The sequence below is a fragment of the Streptomyces corchorusii genome, assembly GCF_001514055.1.
Taxonomy (GTDB): Bacteria; Actinomycetota; Actinomycetes; order Streptomycetales; family Streptomycetaceae; genus Streptomyces; species Streptomyces olivaceoviridis.
The window spans coordinates 597,968-618,530 of the sequence record NZ_KQ948354.1; the positions used below are offsets into that span (position 1 = coordinate 597,968).

Genomic DNA, 20,563 nt, shown 5'->3' on the forward strand with positions numbered 1-20,563 from the left:
TTCAGACGAATGCAGTCGTGCAGCACCGTTTCGCACTTGCAGGTTCTGGAGGCAGGGCAACCCTTTTGAGCCCAAGGAGGGCTTATGGCTACCGGAACCGTCAAGTGGTTCAACGCCGAAAAGGGCTTTGGCTTCATCGCCCAGGAGGGCGGCGGCCCCGACGTCTTCGTTCACTACTCCGCGATCAACGCCTCCGGCTTCCGCTCCCTTGAGGAGAACCAGCAGGTGAGCTTCGACGTGACGCAGGGCCCGAAGGGCCCGCAGGCGGAGAACGTCACTCCCGTCTGATCACTGCCTGATCGCAGAACCTGAGTGCAGTACCCAAGGAGCCCCGCGCCACCGGCGACGGGGCTCCTGCCTTTCCCCGTTCATTTCGTATTCACGAACGCTCACATGTGCTGCATGATCAGCACAAACTTGGTCCCGGCCGCGAGCGCCTCGTACGCGTGGGGCGCGTCTCCCCGGTACGACATGTAGTCCCCGGGACCGAGTTCCACGGCCTCGCCGCGCGGACCGGCTTTCACGGCCCCGTCGCTGACCACGATGTGCTCGACGGTCCCCGGAATGTGGGGCTCTGAATCCCGTACGGTCCCCGGCTCCAGCCAGACGAAATACAGATCCCGGCGGGCGCCCGGCGGGCAGGCGGACAGCAGCGAGGCCAGATAGCTCGACTGGTCCGAGTGGACCGTGGGCCCCTCACCCGCCCTGATCACCTGCACCGCCGACACGGGCGGTTCGACCAGCGCGCTGAACGGCACGCCGAGCGCCACCGCGAGCGCCCAGATGGTCTCCATGCTCGGATTCCCGCTCGCGGCCTCCAGCTGGGACAGCGTGGACTTGGCGATTCCGGCGCGTTTGGCCAGTTCGGACAGGGACAGGCCGGTACGGCCGCGCTCCCGCTTCAGGGACGCGGCGATCCACTCCATGGGGAGCCGGGCGGGCACCTCGGACATGTGCGTTCGCTCCATCGGTACGATCGTTCGCCTTGACGGACAGGGCGCTCACTGTCCATCGTAGAGAACATGCGTTCGCCACATCGAACAACGCCCGCGCCCGGCACGGACCGCTCCCTCCTCCGCGACAGTTCGCTCGTCTGGCTGGCCAGCGGCATCGTCGGCGTCTCCTTCGGCGCCGTCTCCGTCGCCGGCGGGCTGCCGCTGTGGGTGCCGGTGCTGATGTCGCTGCTGGTCTACGCGGGATCTGCCCAGTTCAGCGCGGTGGGCGTGCTGCTCGCCGGGGGCGGTCCCGTGGCCGCCGTTGCCACCGGGCTGCTGCTCAACACCCGGACGGCGGCCTTCAGCCTCGCCGTGGCCGAGATCATCGGCACCAACCGCGCGACCCGCTTCCTCGGCGCCCACCTGGTCACCGACGAGACGGTCGCCTTCGCCCTCGCCCAGTCCGACCCGGTACGGCAGCGGCGGGCGTTCTGGATATCCGGGCTCGGCCTGTTCGCCGTGTGGAACACCGGCGTCCTGGCCGGCGGGCTCGCGGGCAGCGCCCTCGGCGACACCGCCCGCTACGGCCTGGACGCCGCGTTCCCCGCCGTCCTCGTCGCCCTGGTCCTCCCCGCCCTCCGCGCGGACGCGGCGGTACGGCGGTGTGCCCTGCCCGGCGCCGCCCTGGCCCTGGCGGTCACGCCCGCCGTCCCGGCCGGGGTCCCGGTCCTGCTGGCCCTGGCGGGACTCGCCCTGCACCGCCGCCCGACCGACCGGGGAGCCGCCGCGTGAACGCCACACTCACCGTGATCCTCGCCCTGGCCGTCGGCACGTACGCGTTCCGGCTGGTCGGCCCGGTCCTGCACGGCCGGGTCACGGTCCCGCCCCGCGTCCAGGAACTGGCCTCGGCGGGCGCGGTGGTCCTCCTGGTCGCCCTGCTGGCCACGGGCGCGCTGACCGAGTCCGGCGGCTTCGCGGGCTGGGCCCGCCCCACCGGCGTCCTCGTCGGCGCCGCACTGGCCTGGCGCCGGGCACCGTTCGCGGTGGTGGTGCTGGGGGCGGCCGTGACGACGGCGGTGTTGCGAGGGGTGGGGGTGGGTTAGGCGGCGTGCCGCCAGACGGTCAGGTCGCCCATGAGGAAGGCGATGTCGGGCATCGCGGTGGACTTCGTCTGGATCACGTACAGCCCGATGTCGCCCTCGTCGTCCTTCATACAGAACTCGGTGCCGGCCGCCGCGCCGGACAGGGTCCAGCTGTGCTTGGTGGCGTGCTTGAGGATGAGACGGCACTCGTCGAGGGTGGTGCCGTGGCCGCCGTACATCTGCATGAACACCACGCTGTCGCTCTTCAGTTCGCAGCCGATCGCCTGGCAGTCGAAGCGGATGTCACCCTTGCGGTCCCTCCGCTGGGGCTCCTGGTCCTTGAGGCTCAGCGAGGTCTTTGCGTCCAGCCACAACTGGGCAGACCCCTCCGGCCGCGGGTCCCGGGGAGAGGCCGAGGACCCGACGTCACCGGCACCCGGCGCGGACGCGTCCGAGGGACGGGACGAAGGCTCCGACAAGGAGTCCGACGAGGACGAGGACGACCGTGGGGCAGATGCCGTGGCCGACGTCCGGGATCCCGCCGCGTCCCGCCCACTGGACCGGCCCTTCGCGTCCATGACCGACCACGCCAGGAGCGCCACCAGCAGCGCGCCGCCCGCCACACCCGCGACCGAGATCAGCGCGGCGCGCCGACGGCGGGCCTTCCGCTGCTCCGGCGTCGGCTGCGGCCAGCCGACCGGCGCGATGAGCGGCTGCTGGGCGTACGCGCGGGTGGGCACCGGCGGCTGCGGACAGGCCGGGGTCGGCTCGGGGACCGGCGCCGGAACCATGACCTCCGGTCCAGTGATCTCCCGCCACACGGCCGGTCCCCCGCCCGCGTCGGCGTCCGCGCCCAGCCGCCGCCGGCACCACTCCACGACCTCCGCCAAAGTGGCCCGCTCCGCCGGATCGGCGGCCAGGCACCGGGCGAACAGCGGACGCAACGGCTCGGGCAGCAGATCGAGGTCGGGTTCCTCATGCACGATCCGGTAGAGCACGTTCACGGCCGGGCCGTCCCCGTACAGCGGTCTGCCCAGCGCCGCGAACGCGGCCGTCTGCCCGAGCGCGAAGACGTCGGTCGCCGCCGTCACCTCACCCCCGGACGCCTGCTCCGGAGCCATGAACGAGGGCGTGCCGATCGTGCCGCCCGTCGCCGTGTACGCGGTCCCGTCGGCCGCCAGCGCGATACCGAAGTCGATCACCCGTGGCCCGTCGGCGGCCAGCAGCACGTTCGACGGCTTCAGGTCCCGGTGCACGATGCCCTCGGCGTGAACGGCCTCAAGCGCCTCGGCCACCCCCGCCATCAGCCACAGCACGGCCGCCACCGGCAACGGCCCGCGCCGGACCACGGCCTCCGTCAGCGACGGCCCCGGCACGTACACCGTGGCCAGCCACGGCGGAACGCCGTCGGCATCGGCGTCGATCAGCTCGGCGGTGTACGCCCCCCTGACCCGCCGAGCCGCCTTGATCTCCCGCCCGAACCGCCGCCGGAAGTCCGGGTCATCGGCCAGTTCCGGCCGTACGACCTTCAGCGCGACGGGCCGTCCGCCCTGCGTGTGGGACAGGTAGACCCGGCCCATACCGCCCGCGCCCAGCCGCGCGGCGAGCCGGTAGCCCGCCACCACGGGTGGGTCGTCCGCCTGAAGTGGCTGGAACACCTCCGCCGACTGGTTCACCGGCCCGTACCCCCCAGTTGATGCGTTGGCCAACGGCAGCAGCCTAAGCGGAGTGTCGGTGCGGGCCGCTACGGTCCCTCCCATGACCGACACCCGCGCCTTCTACGACACCATCGCCGAGGACTACGCCGACCACTTCCGCGATCCCCTCGCCGAACGGCCCCTGGAACGGGCCCTCCTCAGCGCGTACGCCGAACAGGTCGGCCCCCACGGCACGGTGGCCGACCTCGGCTGCGGCCCCGGCGACGTCACCGCGCACCTGGCGGGCCTGGGCCTGTCCGTCTTCGGGCTGGACCTCTCGGACGCCATGATCGCCATCGCCCGCCGCCGGTACCCCGCGCTGCGGTTCGAGCAGGGCTCGATGCGGGAGCTCTCTTCGGCCGACGGTTCGCTGGCCGGGGTGGTCTCCTGGTACTCCAGCATCCACACACCCGTGGAAGAACTCCCGGACCTGTTCGCCGAGTTCCACCGGGTACTGGCCCCCGGCGGGCGGCTTCTCCTCGCCTTCCAGGTGGGCGACGTACCGCTCCGCCTCGAACGCCCCTTCGGCCATGACGTGGCCCTGGACTACCACCGGCGCCACCCCGAGCAGATGGCGGAGCTGCTCTCCGACGCCGGTTTCGCCCTCCGCTCCACCACCGTGCGCGGGCCCGAGGTGACGCGCGGCGAATCACCCGTCCCGCAGGCGTTCCTTCTCGCCCAGAAGGAAGGCTGACCAGGCAAAAGGGGTGACGGTCAGGTGGGCGGCGAGGGGTTGCTTCGAGTCTCGAATGTGGATGGCGGTGGGGTGGGCGGCCACTTCTAGGCACTGGCCGCCTTCGCCGCTGCTGTAGCTCGACTTGAACCAGGTCAACTGCTCTATGGTCATCGTCCGTCCAGCATCTTCTCGATCAAGTCCAGGGACTCGTGCGGGTTGAGGGCCTGAGCCCGGATGATCCCATAGCGAGCGGCGAGGACGCGGACCTCTTCTCGGTCACTGATCAACTTGGGGTACTCCTGTGACTCCATGTAAGCAACTTGCTCCTTCCCCTTAGGGATGAGCAAGGTGAAACCGTTGTCCAAGCAAGGGTGCTCATGCCGTCCTGTTGGCATGACCTGAAGCTGCACATTGCGCCGCCGACCGATCCTCAGCAACTGACGCAGTTGGTCCTTGTGCACCTTCAGCCCGCCGATCGGCCGCTCCAACACCGCCTGCTCGATGACGAAGCTGAACTCGGGCGGCGGCCACTGCTCGAAGATCTGCTGGCGTGAGAGCCGGTCGGCCACCCGCTTCTCGATGGTCTCCTCGTCCAGGGGCGGATGCCGCTGGGTGAACACCGCGCGCGCGTAGTCCTCGGTCTGGAGCAGGCCCAGCACGCCCATGGTGCTGTAGTCGTGCAGGGACACTGCCTGCGCCTCCAGCGCCGCATAACCCCGGTACCACTCGGGATGCCGCGTCCGCGCCCGGGTCATCGCCTCCTCCACCTCGGGAATCACCGCGATGAACATGCCGTTGGCGCCCAGGATCTCGTCGGCCCGCCGCAGGAACTCCGGCCTCGGTGTGCGTACCCCTCGCTCCATGGCGGAGATCTGATCGGGGCCGTACCCCACCAACTGGCCGAACTCCCGTTGGTTCAGCCCCGCCCGCTCCCGCGTCAGCTTCAGCTGCTTGCCCAGTACGGCGAACACCCCAGCCGACCCGTTCTCCTCCGCCGGCGTCTCCGGCCTCCGCTCGCTCTCCTCCGTCACGTCACCCTCCGACTGACCCGTACTCCCACGAACCGCACCCGTACGACTACGGACAGTCGCCGGGTCTCCCCTGGTCAGCGTAGGGAGAAGTGACCACGCTCGGTGATGTGAACGTAGAAATCTCCACCCCCCCAACCGAACTCGCCCAACGGCTCAGCTCGACGCCCCGAGGCGCTCGCCTGGCCCGTCAGCTCACCAGCACCGCGCTCGCCACCTGGGGGTATCCCCACGACAGCGACCTCAGCCACACCGCCCAGCTCGTCGTCGCCGAACTCGCCGCCAACGCCGTCACCCACGGTCGCGTACCGGGCCGGGACTTCGAGCTGCGGCTCGCGCTGCTCCCCGCCAAGGACACCTTGCGTATCGAGGTGAGTGACGCCCGGGACGACCGCGCCCTCCGCTTCCTCGACGGGGGGTTGGAGGACGAGAACGGCCGGGGTCTCGTGATCGTGCAGGTGCTGGCCACACTCTGGGGCGTGTCCGAGCGGGACGTCGGCAAGACGGTGTGGGTGGAACTGGCGCTCAGCGCAGGGCGGCGACCGTGTCCGCGAAGGCCCGGGCCGGCGGGCTGAGCGCGTCCCAGCGGCGGACGGCCCAGCCGACGGGGAGGGGACGCAGGCCCGGCAGCGGGACCAGGCGAAATGGGCCGTCGCCGGGGACGGGCAGTCCCGGTACGGCCGGGACGACCGCCCTTCCGATCCCCAGCTCGGCGAGCAGCAGGGCCGTGTCCCAGTCGGCCACGCTCGGCTCGTAGGCGAACCGGACTCCCCGCTCGGCGCACGCCGCTTCCAGGTGGGCGGCGGACGTGGAGTTCGGCGGGAGCCGGATGACCCGGGCGCCGGACAGCTCGGCCGGGTCCAGGTACGGGCGGCCGGCCAGCGGGTCGTCCGCCCGGACCGCGAGGAGCCACGGCAGCTCCGCGACCGTCCGCTGCTCGATGCCCCGGACCGGCGGGCCGATGGTGATCCACGCGAGGTCCAGCGTGCCGTCGGCGAGGGCGTCGAAGCTGCCCCGGCCCGAACTGACCGTGCGGAACTCCAGGTTGACCTTGGGGTGGCGGCGGCGGAACGTGACGACCGCGTCGGACATGAAGTGCCGGACGGTCGTCGCGCCGGTGGCCACGCGGACGTACCCGCTGTGGCCGTCGACCAGGTCGCGGAGCTGTCGTACGGCGACGTCCAGGGCGTTGATGCCCTCGCCCGCGGCGGCCTCCAGTATCCGGCCGGCCTGCGTCGGTACGACCCCGCGCGGCCGGCGTTCCAGCAGGGCCACGCCGGTCTCCCGCTCCAGCCGCTTGACGTGCTGGCTGACGGCGGACTGGGTGCGGCCGAGGTCACGGGCGACCGAGCTGAGGCTGCCCGCACGGCACACGGCGATGAACACGCGGAGGTCTTCCAGGGTCACAAGACCCAAGCTAACACTGGGGGTTGGTGAGGAAACCCAAGGATTGACTGGGCTCAGCACGGCGCGCGAGGATCGTGCGCGGGCCGCGACCGACCCAGGCGGCAACCCGCTCCCCGCCCCGCCGAGTCCGGAGGAGGTGGGACCAGCGAGGAGCGGGTGTCGACCGTCGCCGGTGCCGTGAAGTGACCGCCGGGCCGCCGGCCCCAGCCAGTCGGCTCGGGGCCCGTTGCCGCCGCGCCGGTCCCCTCAGCGCTCGTACAGCCCCTCCACCTCCGCCGCGAAGTCCCGCAGGATCTGGTCCCGGCGCAGCTTCATGGACGGGGTCAGGTGGCCGGCCGCCTCGGTGAAGTCGACCGGGAGGACGGCGAAGCGGCGGATGGACTCCGGGCGCGAGACCATCCTGTTGGCCTCGTCCAGCGCGCGTTGCAGGACCGCGTGCAACTCCTCGTCGTCGACCAGGAGTTCCGGCGGTACCGGGTGCTTGCCGATCATCTGGCGCCAGTGCGTGATGCCGTCCCGGTCGAGGGTGATCAGCGCCGCGACGTAGGGGCGGCCGTCGCCCACCAGCATCACCTGGGAGATCAGCGGGTGCTGGCGCAGCCAGTTCTCCAGCGGGGCCGGGGCCACCGACTTGCCGCCCGCCGTGATCAGGAGTTCCTTCTTGCGGCCGGTGATGGTCAGATAGCCCTCGTCGTCCAGTTCGCCGAGGTCGCCCGTCGGCAGCCAGCCGTCGCGGGTCGCCGGGACCACTCCGCCCGCCTGGGGGTCCCAGTAGCCGCGCAGCACGTGGTCGCCGCCGATCAGGATCTCGCCGTCCGCCGCGATCCTCACCCGCGTGCCGGGCAGCGGCCAGCCGACCGTGCCGAGACGGGGTTTCAGCGGCGGGGTGACCGTGGAGGCGGCGGTGGTCTCCGTGAGGCCGTAGCCCTCGAAGATCTCGATGCCGGCGCCGGCGTAGAACGCGGCGAGGCGCCGGCCGAGCGGGGAGCCGCCGCAGATGACGTACCGGACGCGGCCCCCCATGGCGGCGCGGATGCGGCGGTAGACGAGGGGGTCGTAGAAGGCGCGCTGTGTCTTCAGGGCGCGGCCCGGGCCGTTGCCCGTGCCGGTCTGGCGGGCCTCCAGCGCCTCGCCGTAGCGCTGGGCCACGGCCGCCGCGCGGTCGAAGACCGACGCCCGGCCGCCGGCCTCCGCCTTGGCGCGCGCCGTGTTGTACACCTTCTCCAGCATGTAGGGGATGGTCAGCAGGCAGGTCGGCTTGAAGGTGTCCAGGTCCGGGAGGAGGTCCCGCGGGGCCAGGCTGGGGGCGTGGCCGAGGCGGACCCGGGCGCGGACGCAGGCGATGGCCACCATGCGGCCGAAGACGTGGGACATGGGGAGGAAGAGCAGGACCGAGGGGTCTTCGCCCTTCGCCTTGAAGACGGGGTGGAGGAGTTCGATCGCGTTGTCGACCTCGGCGAAGAAGTTGCCGTGCGAGAGGGCGCAGCCCTTGGGCCGGCCGGTGGTGCCCGAGGTGTAGATCAGGGTGGCGAGCGTGTCGGGGCCGAGCATGCCCCGGCGAACGCCGGTCTCGCCGTCCGGCACCGGTGCGCCCGCGTCGGCGAGCCGGTCCACGTGGTCCTTCTCCATCACCCACACGTGGCGCAGGTCGGGCAGGTGGGCGAGTTCGGGCCCGATGGCGGCGGCCTGGGCGGCGGTCTCGGTGACCAGGGCGACCGCGCCGGAGTCGTGCAGGATCCAGCGGGCCTGGAAGGTCGAGGAGGTCGGGTAGATCGGGACCGTGACCAGGCCGGCCGCCCAGGCGGCGAAGTCGAGCAGGGTCCACTCGTACGTCGTGCGGGACATGACGGCGATGCGGTCGCCGGGCATCAGCCCTTCGGCGATCAGGCCCTTGGCCACGGCCTGCACCTCGGCGGCGAAGCGGGCGGCCGTCACGTCCGTCCAGCCGCCGTCGGAGCGCTTGCGGCTGAGGACGACCTGGTCGGGGGCGGTCTCCGCGTTCTCGTACGGGATGTCGGCGAGGGAGCCGTGGGTGACCGGGGGGACGAACGGGGGGACCGCCACTTCCCGTACGGCCCCGTCGAGCCGGCGTATCTCGGGTTCGACGAGGACCGGGCGGCCGTCGTAGTCGATGGCGGAGACCGGGGTGCCGGAGGAGACGGACGGGGTCGGGTACGACGTGGACACGGGCGGCTCCTCTGGCGTGCGTGCACCTGCGGCGAGCCTCACGGGAGGCGGTTACCGCTGGTTAGGCAGGTGATCGTACGGCTCCCCTGTGAGGGGGTTGTGCGGGTTCGGGGATGATCCGGGGCCGGGGATGTGCAACCTCGGGGGTTATGTGACGGGTGCTCACCTTTACCCGCCACGCGCCCGGCTCCGCCTGGTCCCGTGCGCCCGCCGGCCCGGTGCCGGCGGTGCGGCAGCGGCTCGCCCGGCAGTGGTCCACCATGACTTACCTTCGGTAACCTTACTCCAGAGTAATCACATTCCAGCTCTTCGGAACCGAGTCGCGCGGGAGTCGCAGATGGCCGACCGCTACCTCAGCTTGACCGCGCCCCCCGCGCTGGCCCCGCTGCTCGCCCGGGGCGCCCTGCGCTCGCCCTTCAAGCGCCCCGCCCCCGACGCGGCCTTCCCGCGCACCCGACTGGTGCTGCCCGGCGTGCGCGTGGACCTGGCGAAGCTGGCCGCGTACGAGCGGGTCTGCGGCTTCCCGACCGGCGAGCCCGACCTGCCGGTCACCTACCCCCACGTCCTCGGCTTCCCGCTGGCCATGCGGCTGATGAGCGGGCGGGACTTCCCGCTGCCGCTGCTGGGGCTGGTGCACACGTCGATCGAGATCACGCGGGGCGCCGCGCTGGCGGCCGACGGGGAGTACGAACTCGGCGTGTGGATCGCCGGGTTGGCCGCGCACCGGCGGGGGACGGAGGCAACGGTGGTGACGGAACTGCGGTCGCGCGGGAGCGCGGTGTGGGAGTCCCGGAGCACCTACCTGGCCCGGCACCGTACCGGCCCCGGCACGCCGCCCGAGCCACGCGAGGTCGCCGGCGCCGCGCTGCCCGCCGTCGCCGAGTGGAGCCTCGCCGGGGACGTGGGGCGGCGGTACGGCGCCGCGTCCGGCGACCGCAACCCCATCCACCTGCACCCCCTCACCGCCCGCCTCTTCGGCTTCCCCCGCGCCATCGCCCACGGCATGTGGACCCTGGCCCGCTGCCTGGCCGCCCATGGCGCGGACGGCCCCGCCGTGGTGCGGGCGCGGTTCAGGGCGCCGGTGCTGCTGCCGGGGACGGTGGTGTACGGGGCGGACGGGAGCGGGCGGTTCGAGTTGCGGGGCGCCGAGGGCGGGCGGGTGCATGTGGAGGGGGACGTAGGGGGGAACTGAGGGCCGCTGCCGGGGGCGGCCAGGCAGGTCGCTCGCGCCCCCGCGGCGGAGCCGCGTATCGGATACGGCCCCGCGCCCCTCAGGCCGGCTCGGCCGGCGGTGTCCACACCTGACCGCGCATCAGGTTGCCCAGGCCCGCCCACGCGAAGTTCATCAGGGTGGCCGCGGCCTGGCGGGCCGTCGTCCCCGGGGTGGCGTTGGCCCAGGCGGCGAGGGACTCGGCGGCGCCCACCAGGGCCTCGGCCAGCCCCGCCACCTCGTGTTCCGGCAGGTCGGGGTCCCGGTGGGCCTCACGGGCCGCGACCGCCACCAGCCGGGTCACGAACGCGACGATCTCCGCGCGCATCGCGGTGACCTCGGCCGCGAAGGGCTCCCCGTGGGTGCGGGCCTGGAGGTGCAGCACCGACCAGCCGTCGGGGTGCTCGGCGGTGTGCGCGAAGAACGCCCTGAGGCCGTCCCAGAGTTGCCGGTCGGCGGGCAGCCCCGGCCGGACACCCGCGCGCACGGCCTCCGTGAGCGCGGCGGCCTCGCGGCGGATGCACGCGGTGAAGAGGTCTTCCTTCGAGTTCAGGTACAGGTAGACCAACGGCTTGGACACGCCCGCGAGTTCGGCGATCTCGTCCATCGAGGCGGCCATGTACCCGCGCTGCCCGAAGATCCGTACGGCAGCGTCGAGCATCTGCTGCTCCCGCACCGCCCTCGGCATCCGTTTGGTCTTGACGGCACCCATGAGGGCAAGCCTAGTTGGGCCGGCGGCCCGGTCAGCCGGACGTGGTGGCCCCGCCCTGCGCCCGCGAGGCGTCGACCGCCTCGTCCTCCTGGCTGCGGTTGGCGTCCAGGTTGGCCTTCATCCGGTCGACCCTGTGCACGATCTGCACGGAGGCCCGGTCCCGCTCCTTGCGCAGCGCCACCCAGCTGATCGGCGCGGAGAGGACCAGGGCGAGCAGCAGGACCCACAGTCCGTTGGACTCGCCGAAGCCGCGCGGGAAGATGCCCGAGTAGACGGCTCCCCAGACGATCACGAGGCAGCCCGCGAAGATACCGAGGCGCATCAGCGTGTAGCGGAGCATCTCAATCCACTCGTCCGATTCCAAAAGGGGTCATCGTCCAGTGAAGCACGACCGGTGGGCGATCACGCAGGGGGGTCGGCGTCAATGGAGGGGCAGCAGCATGATGATGTCGTCGCGGTCGTCGCCGGGTGCGACCCGGATGGCGTCCGGGACGCGGCCGACCTCCTTGTAGCCGCAGGAGCCGTAGAAGCGCTCCAGGCCCAGCCCGCCCCGGCAGGTCAGCCGGACCGCCTCGATGCCCTCCATCCCGCGCGCCGCGTCCGCGGCGGCGGCCAGCAGGTCGCGGCCGTGGCCCCGGCCCTGGTGGCGGGGGTGGACCATCACCGTGTACAGCCACAGCCAGTGGGTCATCAGCCGGTGGGTGTTGCGGGTGAGGAAGGCCGCCGCCGCCACCTCGCCGGCCTCGTCGTGGCCGACGAGCAGCCGGGTGCGGCCCTCGGCCATCTGCGCGAAGTGCCGCACCAGCTCCGGGCGTATCTCCTCACGGTTCGCCGGCGCCACGAAGCCGACGGCGCCGCCCGCGTCGGTGACGTCCGCCCACAGGTCGAGGATGCCGTCACGGAGGGCGGGGGTGACGGCGGGGTCCAAGGTGAAAGTAAGAGGCACGTCGGCAGTTTACTTATTACCCAAGGGCGCGTGCAGCCACTTCCAGATCGGCCACCAGGCCCTGGTACGCCTGCTCGCGGTCGTCCGCCCGCAGCACGGCCGACGGATGCACGGTCGGCACCAGCCGCTCCGGCCGGCCGTGGATCTCCTCCTCCAGCACCGTCCCGCGCACCTGGCTCACCCGGAACGACGACCCCAGCAGCGCCTTCCCGGCCGTCGCGCCCAGGACCACGATCAGCTCCGGCTCCACCAGCGCCAGCTCGGCCGCGAGCCAGGGGCCGCAGGCCGTCATCTCGCGCAGGCTCGGCGCCTTGTGGATACGGCGCTTGCCGGGCTCGGCCCGGGTGAACTTGAAGTGCTTGACCGCGTTGGTGACGTAGGCCTCGGAGGGGTCGATGCCGGCCTGGGCCAGGGCCCGGTCGAGCAGCTTGCCCGCGGGCCCGACGAAGGGCCTGCCCTGCCGGTCCTCCTGATCGCCGGGCTGCTCCCCCACGAGCATCACGCGGGCGTCGGTGTTCCCGGCGCCGAAGACGGTCTGGGTGGCGGCGCGGTGCAGCGGGCAACCGCGGCAGTCCGCGGCGGCTCGGCGGAGAACGTCCAGGCCGGCTCCCTCGGGAACGAAGGGAGCCGCGTCGTACCGGTCTTCGGGTGCCTTCGTGGGCATGCGCCCCGAGTACCCGCCCGGGAGCACGGGGAACTGCGCGACCAGCCCCCACGCTCCCGCACCCGCACGCTTACGTGCCGCGCCTCACACCCGCATCGGCTGCGGCGACTCCCGGCGCTCCGGGTCGGGGCCCTCGTACTCGCGGATGATCTCGTACCGCGTGTTCCGCTCCACCGGGCGGAAGCCCGCGTCGCGGATCAGTTCCAGCAGGTCCTCGCGGGTCAGCTTGTTCGGCGTGCCGAAGTTGTCCGCGTCGTGGGTGATCTTGTACTCCACCACCGACCCGTCCATGTCGTCGGCGCCGTGCTGGAGGGCGAGCTGGGCGGTCTGCACGCCGTGCATGACCCAGAAGACCTTGACGTGCGGGACGTTGTCGAACAGCAGCCGCGACACCGCGAAGGTCTTCAGCGCCTCCGCGCCGGTCGCCATCTGGGTGCGCGCCTGGAGGGTGTTGCGCACCTTGCCGTCCTTCATGTCCACGAAGTCGTGCTGGTAGCGCAGCGGGATGAAGACCTGGAAGCCGCCGGTCTCGTCCTGGAGCTCGCGCAGGCGCAGGACGTGGTCGACGCGGTGGCGGGGCTCCTCGATGTGGCCGTACAGCATGGTGCACGGGGTCTTCAGACCCTTCTCGTGCGCCAGGCGGTGGATGCGGGACCAGTCCTCCCAGTGGGTGCGGTGGTCCACGATGTGCTGCCGGACCTCCCAGTCGAAGATCTCGGCGCCGCCGCCGGTCAGCGACTCCAGGCCGGCGTCGATCAGCTCGTCGAGGATCTCGGAGGCCGACAGACCGCTGATGGTCTCGAAGTGGTGGATCTCCGTCGCCGTGAAGGCCTTCAGGGAGACGTTCGGCAGGGCCTTCTTCAGCTCGCGCAGGGACCGCGGGTAGTACCGCCACGGCAGGTTCGGGTGCAGGCCGTTGACGATGTGCAGCTCGGTGAGGTTCTCCGACTCCATCGCCCGGGCGAGCTTGACGGCCTCCTCGATGCGCATCGTGTACGCGTCCTTCTCGCCCGGCTTGCGCTGGAACGAGCAGTAGGCGCACGAGGCCGTGCACACGTTGGTCATGTTCAGGTGCCGGTTGACGTTGAAGTGGACGACGTCACCGTTCTTGCGGGTCCGCACCTCGTGGGCGAGCCCGCCGAGCCAGGCCAGGTCGTCCGACTCGTACAGCGCGATGCCGTCCTCGCGGGTCAGCCGCTCACCGGAGCGGACCTTCTCCTCCAGCTCGCGCTTGAGCCCGACGTCCATACCCACACCTTTCTACGACAACGCGACCCACGGTATCCCTAGACCTCGTCCGGCAGTTCCCCGACCCGGTTCTCCCACTTGGTGGACAGCACGATCGTGGTACGGGTGCGGGAGACGCCCTTCGTCCCGCTGAGCCGGCGGATGGTCTTCTCCAGGCCGTCCACGTCCGTCGAGCGGACCTTGAGCATGAAGGAGTCGTCACCGGCGATGAACCAGCAGTCCTCGATCTCCGGCAGGTCCCGCAGCCGCTGGGCGACGTCCTCGTGGTCGGCGGCGTCGGAGAGCGAGATGCCGATCAGGGCGGTGACGCCGAGGCCGAGGGAGGCCGCGTCCACCGTGGCGCGGTAGCCGGTGATGACACCGGCCGCCTCCAGCCGGTTGATGCGGTCGGTGACGCTGGGGCCCGACAGGCCGACCAGGCGCCCCAGCTCCGCGTACGAGGCCCGGCCGTTCTCCCTCAGGGCCTGGATGAGCTGCCTGTCCACCGCGTCCATGCGATCGAAGCCTTCCGGTGAAAGTTCCTGGAGTGATGAGGGGTACTGCTGCTTGCCTTACGTGCCGGCCGTGCCGCCGCCCAGCGCGCCCTTCCAGCGCCGGTACAGGCCGTGTGCGACACCGGCCGCGTCCAGCACGCGGCCGGCGACGAAGTCCACCAGGTCCTGGATGTGGGTGGCGCCCGCGTAGAAGGCGGGCGAGGCCGGGACGACCGTGGCGCCGGCGTCGTCCAGCGCGACGAGGTGGCGCAGCGTCTGCCCGTTCAAAGGGGTCTCCCGTACGGCCACGACCAGCGTCCGGCGCTCCTTCAGTGTGACGCTCGCCGCGCGCTGGAGCAGATCCTTGGACAGGCCGAGCGCCACCCCGGCCACCGAGGCGGTGGAGGCGGGCACGATGAGCATGCCCTTCGCCGGGTACGACCCCGAGGACGGCCCGGCGGCGAGGTCGCCCGCGCTCCAGTACCGCACCCCGCTGGTGTCCACGTCGAAGGTGCCGGGCTTGCCGTCGGCGCCACGGGCCAGCCATTCGCGCAGGTCGTCCTGCCAGTGGGCGTCCCGGAACGAGATGCCCGTCTCGTCCAGCAGCGTCAGCCGCGAGGCCCGGCTGACCACGAGGTCCACCGCTTCCCCGGCCTCCAGCAGCGCCCGCAGCACGGCAGCGGCGTACGGCGTCCCGGAAGCTCCGGACACCCCCACGATCCAAGGCACACGCTGCGTTTCTCCTGCGTTCACACCTTGAGCGTACCGGCGCGCCCGACCGCCCTCAGGCCGGGTGGTGCCGGGCCGCTCACACGGTCAGACCGCGCACCAGGAGATCGAGCAGCGCGCACACGAACAGGGCGATGCCGATGAAGCCGTTGACCGAGAAGAACGCCCTGTTCAGGCGGGACAGGTCGTGGGGCCGGACGATGGAGTGCTCGTAGAGGAAGGCGCCGGCGACGATCAGCAGGCCCAGCCAGAAGAACGCTCCGGCGTGGGTGGCCAGGCCGTACCAGACGAACAGGGCCGTGGTGATCGTGTGGCACACCCGCGCGCCCCAGATCGCGGCCGGGACGCCGAAGCGGGCCGGGACCGACAGGACGCCGATCTCACGGTCGGTCTCGACGTCCTGGCAGGCGTAGATCAGGTCGAAGCCGCCGATCCAGACGCCGACGGCGAGACCGAGGATCACCGCCGTCCAGGACCACTCGCCGCTGATCGCCAGCCAGCCGCCGATGGGGCCCATGGACTGGGCGAGACCCAGGATGGCCTGCGGGAAGTTCGTGAACCGCTTCCCGTAGGGGTAGACCACCATCGGGACCACCGCCACCGGCGCGAGCGCCAGGCAGAGGGGGTTCAGCAGGGCCGCCGCGCCCAGGAAGACCACCAGGGCGATCAGCGCGCCCGTCCAGGCGTGCCGGACCGACATCGCGCCGGTGACGAGCTCGCGGTGGGCCGTGCGCGGGTTCCGGGCGTCGATCTCGCGGTCGATGATCCGGTTGACCGCCATGGCGAAGGTGCGCAGGCCGACCATGCAGATCGTGACCAGGAGCAGACGGCCCCAGTGGATGTTCCGGTCCCACTCGTACATCGCCGTGAGGGAGGCGATGTAGGCGAAGGGGAGCGCGAAGACCGAGTGCTCGATCATCACCAGGCGCAGGAACGCCTTGGTGCGGCCGGGCTGGGGGATGGCGGCAGAGGCCGAGGTCACAGTCCGTACTCCTTCCAGCGGCGGTCCACCAGGGCCGCCGTATCCGGGTCCGACAGGACCATGTCGGGCCAGCCGCCGTCGCGGGTGTAGCCCTCCTCGGGCCACTTCCGCGTCGCGTCGATGCCCGCTTTGCCGCCCCAGAACTGCTGGTAGGAGGCGTGGTCCAGGTGGTCGACGGGGCCCTCCACGACCGTGAGGTCGCGGGCGTAGTCGGTGTTGCCGAGGGCCCGCCAGGCGACCTCGTGCAGGTCGTGCACGTCGCAGTCGGCGTCCACGACCACGATCAGCTTGGTCAGGGACATCATGTGCGCCCCCCAGATCGCGTGCATCACCTTCTGCGCGTGCTTCGGGTACTTCTTGTCGATCGAGACGATCGCGCAGTTGTGGAAGCCGCCGGCCTCGGGCAGGTGGTAGTCCACGATGTCCGGGACGATGATCTTGAGCAGGGGCAGGAAGAAGCGTTCCGTGGCGCGGCCGAGCGGGCCGTCCTCCGTCGGGGGGCGGCCGACGACGATCGACTGGAGCAGGGGGCGCCTGCGCATCGTCACACAGTCGATCCTCAGGGCCGGGAAGGGCTCCTGCGGGGTGTAGAAGCCGGTGTGGTCGCCGAAGGGGCCCTCGGGCAGCATCTCGCCCGGTTCCAGCCAGCCCTCCAGGACCACCTCGGCGTTGGCCGGGACCTGGAGCGGGACCGTCTTGCAGTCGACCATCTCGATCCGCTTGCCCGCGAGGAAGCCGGCGAAGAGGTACTCGTCGATGTCGCCGGGGAGCGGGGCGGTGGAGGCGTACGTCACGGCGGGCGGGCACCCGAAGGCGATGGCCACCGGAAGCCGCTCGCCCCTGCGCGCGGCCACCTGGTAGTGGTTCCGGCTGTCCTTGTGGATCTGCCAGTGCATGCCGATGGTGCGCTTGTCGTGGCGCTGGAGGCGGTACAGGCCCAGGTTGCGGATGCCGGTCTCGGGGTCCTTGGTGTGGGTCAGGCCCAGGTTGAAGAAGGAGCCGCCGTCCTTCGGCCAGGTGAACAGCGCCGGGAGCCGGTCGAGGTCGACGTCGTCGCCCTGGAGGACGACCTCCTGCACCGGCGCGTTGTCGGGCTTCACCTTCTTCGGCGGGACGTGGGCCATCGCGCCGAGCTTGCCGAAGGCCTCGCGGACGCCGACGAAGCCGTGCGGCAGCTCGGGCCGCAGCAGGCCGCCGATCTTCTCCGAGATCTCGCCGTACGACTTCAGGCCCAGCGCCTTCAGCAGCCGGCGGTCGGTGCCGTACACGTTCATGGCGAGGGGCATGTCCGAGCCGCGCACGTTCTCGAAGAGCAGCGCCGGGCCGCCGGACTTCTGCACCCGGTCGACGATCTCCCCGACTTCCAGGTACGGGTCGACCTCGGCCTTGATGCGCTTGAGGTCACCCTCGCGCTCCAGCGCCCGGAGCAGGGAGCGAAGATCGTCGTAAGCCATGCGCCCAAGTATCGCCGACGTACCGCTTTGTCCCTGCGGCCACCCCCGGAAGCCGGTCCGCGCAGCGCCGGGGAGTGGAAACATGGCTGGTGTGATTCCCACCATCGATCTGCGGATCTGGACCCAGGGGGACGCGATGCGGCGGGCCGTGCTCGCCCGCACCGTCGACCAGGCCCTGCAGTCCGCCGGCTTCCTGCTGGTCACCGGGCACGGCGTGGACCCCGCGCTGCGGGCCGGTATCCGGTCGGCCGCCCGGGAGTTCTTCCTGCTGCCCGCCGGGGTCAAGCAGCGCTACGCGGCGAAGGTCGGCGGGCGCGGCTGGCTCGGGCCGGGCGCCGAGGCCAACGGGTACGCGGAGGGCACCGAGACCCCGCCGGACCTGAAGGAGTCGCTGACCTTCGCCACCGCCGAGCCGTTCGAGGACCCGGTCGTCAACGCCGAGTGGTACGCGCCCAACGTGTGGCCGGCTCAGGTGCCCGCGCTGCGCGGGCTGTGCGAGGAGTACCTGGGCCGGATGGTCGCGCTGGAGAAGGAGCTGCTCGCCCTGCTGGCCTGCGCGCTCGGGCTCGGCGCCGACTTCTTCACCCGGCACATGGACCATCCGACGTACGGCTTCAACATCAACTGGTACCCGGGGACGGAGATCGTCGGCGCGCCCCGGCCCGGACAGTTCCGGATCGGGCCGCACACCGACTTCGGGACCGTCACCATCCTCGACCGGCAGGCCGGCAAGGGCGGGCTCCAGGTGTACACCGACGCGGACGGCTGGCAGGACGCGCCGTACGACCCGGCCGCGTTCACGGTCAACATCGGCGACCTGCTGGCCCGTTGGACCGGGGACCGGTGGCGGTCCGGGCGGCACCGGGTGCTGCCACCGCCCGCCGACGCGCCCGCCGAGGAGCTGATCTCGCTCGTCTACTTCGGCGAGTGCACCCCGGGCACGCTGGTGGAGTCCCTTCCGGCGCCGGTGGGCCGGGTGGTGTACCCGCCCGTCGACTCGCACGTGTACCTCCGCGAGAAGCTGGACTCCATCACCGTCGAGTGAACCCCTGACCGGTCACCGACCGTTATTCACTTCCGCGTTCGGCCCGCCACCCGTTCCGTTGAAATGAACCGGCGGGGCATGTCCCGCCCGCGTCCCACGGCATTGGCTTCCAGGGGGGCCCGTATCCAGGGGCCCCCTTCTGCGATGGGAGACGCGTGCGAATCACTGACATCCAGCGCTGCGAGGTCCGGCCGGGACGGCTCGTCGAGTGGACGTTGAGCCCGGCGACCGTCGCGGCGGCGACGGCGCTCCCGGACGACTCCCGGCCGCCCGCCTACATCCAGGAGTCGCACATCAGGACGGCCAGGTGCGTCCGGGAGGACGGGCTGTTCGTGCCGACCTGGCTCGGCACCGCCTTCGACCTGCCCGGCCCGGTCGACCTCGACGTGCTGGAGCGGGCGCTGCGCGCCTGGACCGTGCGGCACGAGACGCTGCGCAGCGGCTTCCGCTGGGCCGGTGACGAACTGCGCCGGTTCACGCTCGACGCGGCCGACGTGTCCCTGCGCCGGGCGGAGGTGGGCGACTTCCCCGACGCCGGCGACCTCGTCCGGCACCTCCAGGAGCGCTTCGACACGGTCGCGGACGCGCTGCGCTGGCCCAACCTGATCTACACGGCGGTCGTCCGGGACGACGGCGCGAGCGTCTACCTGGCCTTCGACCACAGCAACGTCGACGCCTACTCCCTGCACCGGCTGGTCGCCGAGATCCACGAGCTGTACGCGGCGGGTCTGGCCGGCCGGGAGCCGGACTCCGCCACGCCCGCCGCGAGTTACGTCGACTTCTGCGAGATCGAGCGCGCGGACGCGGACGGCATCGACGGCCGGCACGCGTTCGTGGACCGCTGGCGGGAGTTCATCCACCGCTGCGACGGCACGCTGCCGGGCTTCCCGGTGGACCTGGGGCTGACCCCGGGCGGCCCGCTGCCCACGCAGCGGATGCTGTGCGAGCCGCTGGCGGACGCGGACGCGGCGGCGGCGTTCGAGGCGTACTGCCGGCCGTACGGCGGCAGCCTGGTCGGGCTGCTGGCCGCGACCGGGCTGATCGTGCACGAACTGGGCGGGCAGCCGGTGTACCGGACGGTGGTGCCCTTCCACACCCGGGTGAAGTCGCGGTGGACGGACTCGGTGGGCTGGTACGTGGGCGGCGCCCCGATCGAGGTGCCCGTGGGCCGCACCCGTGGCTTCCCGGAGGCCCTGCGGGCGGTCCGCGCCGAACTCCAGGCGAACCGGTCGCTGGCCCGGATGCCGCTGGCCCGGGTGCTGAGCCTGCTCGGCGCGGACTTCCGGCCCACCTCCCCCGACCTGTACTCGATCGTGTCGTACGTCGACACCCGCGCCATCCCGGGCGCCGAGCGGTGGGCGGAGCTGAAGGCGTACGGGCTGATGCGGGTGTCGTACGGCGACCAGGTGTGCGTGTGGGTGAACCGGCTGCCCGACGGGCTGTGGCTGGCGAGCCGGTACCCGGACACGGACGTCGCGGCGAAGAACATGCGGCTGTACGTCGAGCGGCTGCGGGACCGGATCGCCTCCGTGGCCCACGACAGCCTGCCCGCGGTCTCCTAGTCGCTCAGCTCCGCCCCGGCCCCAGCGCCTCGATCAGGCGCTCGAAACGGCTCCGCCAGCGCTGTTCCGAGTCCTCCTCGCCCTGGAACTCATGGGTGAAGCGGAGCACGCTGCCGTCCTCCCCGTCCCGCTCCAGGTGGAACCGGAGCCGGCCGCCGCCCCCGACCGTGTACTCCGCGACCCGGTCCACGTCCCACGCGGTGACCTGCCCGTCGCCCAGGTCGCGCAGGGTGACCGCGCCGCCGAGCCGGGGTTCCAACACGTCGGCGGCGGTGAACCAGGAGGCCAGCCCCTCGGGCGTGGCCAGCGCGGCCCATACCTCCTCCATGCGCCGGGGGAGCCGCACCACGAAGTGCAGGATGTGCGTGTTCCCGTGCGTCTGGCTGGTGCCCTGTGCGATGGAACCGCTCATGACACCAGCCTGCCCCCGGGCCCGGGGATGCGCACGCGGTTACGGCCGCCCCCGCACGGCGAAGGCCGGTCCCCGTGAGCTGGGCCACGGGAACCGGCCTTGCGGTGGTGCGGG

At 71.9% G+C, this 20,563-nt stretch carries 24 protein-coding genes; 8 read left to right on the top strand and 16 right to left on the bottom strand.

What is annotated here, in order from left to right; all coding sequences use genetic code 11:
- The first annotated feature begins 84 nt into the window (after positions 1–84).
- Positions 85–288, top strand: coding sequence for a cold-shock protein (locus AQJ11_RS12715; RefSeq protein WP_003992177.1), 204 nt, complete (start codon positions 85–87; stop codon positions 286–288).
- Between the two features lie 101 nt (positions 289–389).
- Here the strand turns inward: AQJ11_RS12715 and AQJ11_RS12720 are convergent, their stop codons facing one another.
- Entirely contained in the window at positions 390–953 is a 564-nt protein-coding gene (locus AQJ11_RS12720) for a helix-turn-helix domain-containing protein (protein ID WP_059263048.1), read from the bottom strand.
- A gap of 69 nt (positions 954–1,022) precedes the next feature.
- On the opposite strand from AQJ11_RS12720, the gene AQJ11_RS12725 reads away from it, so the two are divergent.
- Complete coding sequence (locus AQJ11_RS12725) at positions 1,023–1,727, top strand: AzlC family ABC transporter permease (RefSeq protein ID WP_059263049.1); 705 nt, start codon at positions 1,023–1,025, stop codon at positions 1,725–1,727.
- Entirely contained in the window at positions 1,724–2,038 is a 315-nt protein-coding gene (locus tag AQJ11_RS12730) for an AzlD domain-containing protein (RefSeq protein ID WP_058081494.1), read from the top strand. Before AQJ11_RS12725 ends, AQJ11_RS12730 begins: the two co-directional genes overlap by 4 nt.
- Here the strand turns inward: AQJ11_RS12730 and AQJ11_RS12735 are convergent.
- Complete coding sequence (locus AQJ11_RS12735) at positions 2,035–3,693, bottom strand: serine/threonine-protein kinase (protein ID WP_208616485.1); 1,659 nt, start codon at positions 3,691–3,693, stop codon at positions 2,035–2,037. The two genes, AQJ11_RS12730 and AQJ11_RS12735, sit on opposite strands and share 4 nt — an antisense overlap.
- 82 nt (positions 3,694–3,775) lie before the next feature.
- On the opposite strand from AQJ11_RS12735, the gene AQJ11_RS12740 reads away from it, so the two are divergent.
- Entirely contained in the window at positions 3,776–4,408 is a 633-nt protein-coding gene (locus AQJ11_RS12740) for a class I SAM-dependent methyltransferase (protein WP_059263050.1), read from the top strand.
- Here the strand turns inward: AQJ11_RS12740 and AQJ11_RS45665 are convergent.
- Positions 4,364–4,561, bottom strand: a complete 198-nt coding sequence (locus AQJ11_RS45665) for a DUF397 domain-containing protein (protein WP_079082281.1) — start codon at positions 4,559–4,561, stop codon at positions 4,364–4,366. The two genes, AQJ11_RS12740 and AQJ11_RS45665, sit on opposite strands and share 45 nt — an antisense overlap.
- Complete coding sequence (locus tag AQJ11_RS12745; RefSeq protein ID WP_059263051.1) at positions 4,558–5,421, bottom strand: helix-turn-helix domain-containing protein; 864 nt, start codon at positions 5,419–5,421, stop codon at positions 4,558–4,560. Before AQJ11_RS12745 ends, AQJ11_RS45665 begins: the two co-directional genes overlap by 4 nt.
- Positions 5,422–5,528: 107 nt before the next feature.
- On the opposite strand from AQJ11_RS12745, the gene AQJ11_RS12750 reads away from it, so the two are divergent.
- On the top strand, positions 5,529–5,993 hold the full coding sequence (locus AQJ11_RS12750) for an ATP-binding protein (protein ID WP_244218199.1): 465 nt from the start codon (positions 5,529–5,531) through the stop codon (positions 5,991–5,993).
- Here AQJ11_RS12750 and AQJ11_RS12755 read toward each other — a convergent pair.
- Both AQJ11_RS12755 and AQJ11_RS12760 read right to left on the bottom strand, forming a co-directional pair.
- Entirely contained in the window at positions 5,944–6,825 is an 882-nt protein-coding gene (locus tag AQJ11_RS12755; protein ID WP_041665423.1) for a LysR family transcriptional regulator, read from the bottom strand. The genes AQJ11_RS12750 and AQJ11_RS12755 overlap by 50 nt on opposite strands.
- Before the next feature lie 246 nt (positions 6,826–7,071).
- Positions 7,072–9,012: an AMP-dependent synthetase/ligase gene (locus AQJ11_RS12760; RefSeq protein ID WP_059263053.1), complete on the bottom strand. Its 1,941-nt coding sequence runs from the start codon at positions 9,010–9,012 to the stop codon at positions 7,072–7,074.
- Between the two features lie 337 nt (positions 9,013–9,349).
- Here AQJ11_RS12760 and AQJ11_RS12765 point away from each other — a divergent pair, with 337 nt between their 5' ends.
- A complete protein-coding gene (locus AQJ11_RS12765) occupies positions 9,350–10,204 on the top strand; it encodes a MaoC/PaaZ C-terminal domain-containing protein (protein WP_059263054.1) in 855 nt (284 codons plus the stop codon).
- A 79-nt stretch (positions 10,205–10,283) separates the two neighbouring features.
- On the opposite strand, the gene AQJ11_RS12770 is transcribed toward AQJ11_RS12765, so the two are convergent.
- From AQJ11_RS12770 to AQJ11_RS12810, 9 genes are all read right to left on the bottom strand, one after another.
- Positions 10,284–10,934 (bottom strand): TetR/AcrR family transcriptional regulator, encoded by a 651-nt coding sequence (locus tag AQJ11_RS12770; protein WP_175252236.1) that lies wholly within the window; start codon positions 10,932–10,934, stop codon positions 10,284–10,286.
- 31 nt (positions 10,935–10,965) lie between these two features.
- Positions 10,966–11,274: a DUF4229 domain-containing protein gene (locus tag AQJ11_RS12775; protein ID WP_059263055.1), complete on the bottom strand. Its 309-nt coding sequence runs from the start codon at positions 11,272–11,274 to the stop codon at positions 10,966–10,968.
- 81 nt (positions 11,275–11,355) lie between these two features.
- Positions 11,356–11,880, bottom strand: coding sequence for a GNAT family N-acetyltransferase (locus AQJ11_RS12780; protein WP_058081487.1), 525 nt, complete (start codon positions 11,878–11,880; stop codon positions 11,356–11,358).
- Positions 11,881–11,896: 16 nt separating this feature from the next.
- Entirely contained in the window at positions 11,897–12,544 is a 648-nt protein-coding gene (locus tag AQJ11_RS12785) for a UdgX family uracil-DNA binding protein (RefSeq protein ID WP_059263056.1), read from the bottom strand.
- A gap of 84 nt (positions 12,545–12,628) precedes the next feature.
- Positions 12,629–13,792, bottom strand: coding sequence for an aminofutalosine synthase MqnE (mqnE, locus tag AQJ11_RS12790; RefSeq protein WP_059263057.1), 1,164 nt, complete (start codon positions 13,790–13,792; stop codon positions 12,629–12,631).
- 38 nt (positions 13,793–13,830) lie between these two features.
- Positions 13,831–14,286, bottom strand: a complete 456-nt coding sequence (locus AQJ11_RS12795) for an Lrp/AsnC family transcriptional regulator (RefSeq protein WP_014674251.1) — start codon at positions 14,284–14,286, stop codon at positions 13,831–13,833.
- Positions 14,287–14,343: 57 nt separating this feature from the next.
- Positions 14,344–14,994: a UbiX family flavin prenyltransferase gene (locus AQJ11_RS12800; RefSeq protein ID WP_059263058.1), complete on the bottom strand. Its 651-nt coding sequence runs from the start codon at positions 14,992–14,994 to the stop codon at positions 14,344–14,346.
- Between the two features lie 79 nt (positions 14,995–15,073).
- Positions 15,074–15,976, bottom strand: coding sequence for a menaquinone biosynthesis prenyltransferase MqnP (gene mqnP / locus AQJ11_RS12805; protein WP_059263059.1), 903 nt, complete (start codon positions 15,974–15,976; stop codon positions 15,074–15,076).
- Positions 15,973–17,430, bottom strand: a complete 1,458-nt coding sequence (locus AQJ11_RS12810; protein WP_014674248.1) for a menaquinone biosynthesis decarboxylase — start codon at positions 17,428–17,430, stop codon at positions 15,973–15,975. The genes mqnP and AQJ11_RS12810 overlap by 4 nt, the downstream gene beginning before the upstream one ends.
- 82 nt (positions 17,431–17,512) lie before the next feature.
- On the opposite strand from AQJ11_RS12810, the gene AQJ11_RS12815 reads away from it, so the two are divergent.
- A complete protein-coding gene (locus AQJ11_RS12815; protein ID WP_175252235.1) occupies positions 17,513–18,475 on the top strand; it encodes an isopenicillin N synthase family dioxygenase in 963 nt (320 codons plus the stop codon).
- 155 nt (positions 18,476–18,630) lie between these two features.
- Positions 18,631–20,037, top strand: coding sequence for a condensation domain-containing protein (locus AQJ11_RS12820; protein WP_058081482.1), 1,407 nt, complete (start codon positions 18,631–18,633; stop codon positions 20,035–20,037).
- A 4-nt stretch (positions 20,038–20,041) separates the two neighbouring features.
- Here AQJ11_RS12820 and AQJ11_RS12825 read toward each other — a convergent pair whose 3' ends face one another.
- Positions 20,042–20,449, bottom strand: coding sequence for an SRPBCC domain-containing protein (locus AQJ11_RS12825; protein ID WP_014674245.1), 408 nt, complete (start codon positions 20,447–20,449; stop codon positions 20,042–20,044).
- Positions 20,450–20,563 lie beyond the last annotated feature (114 nt).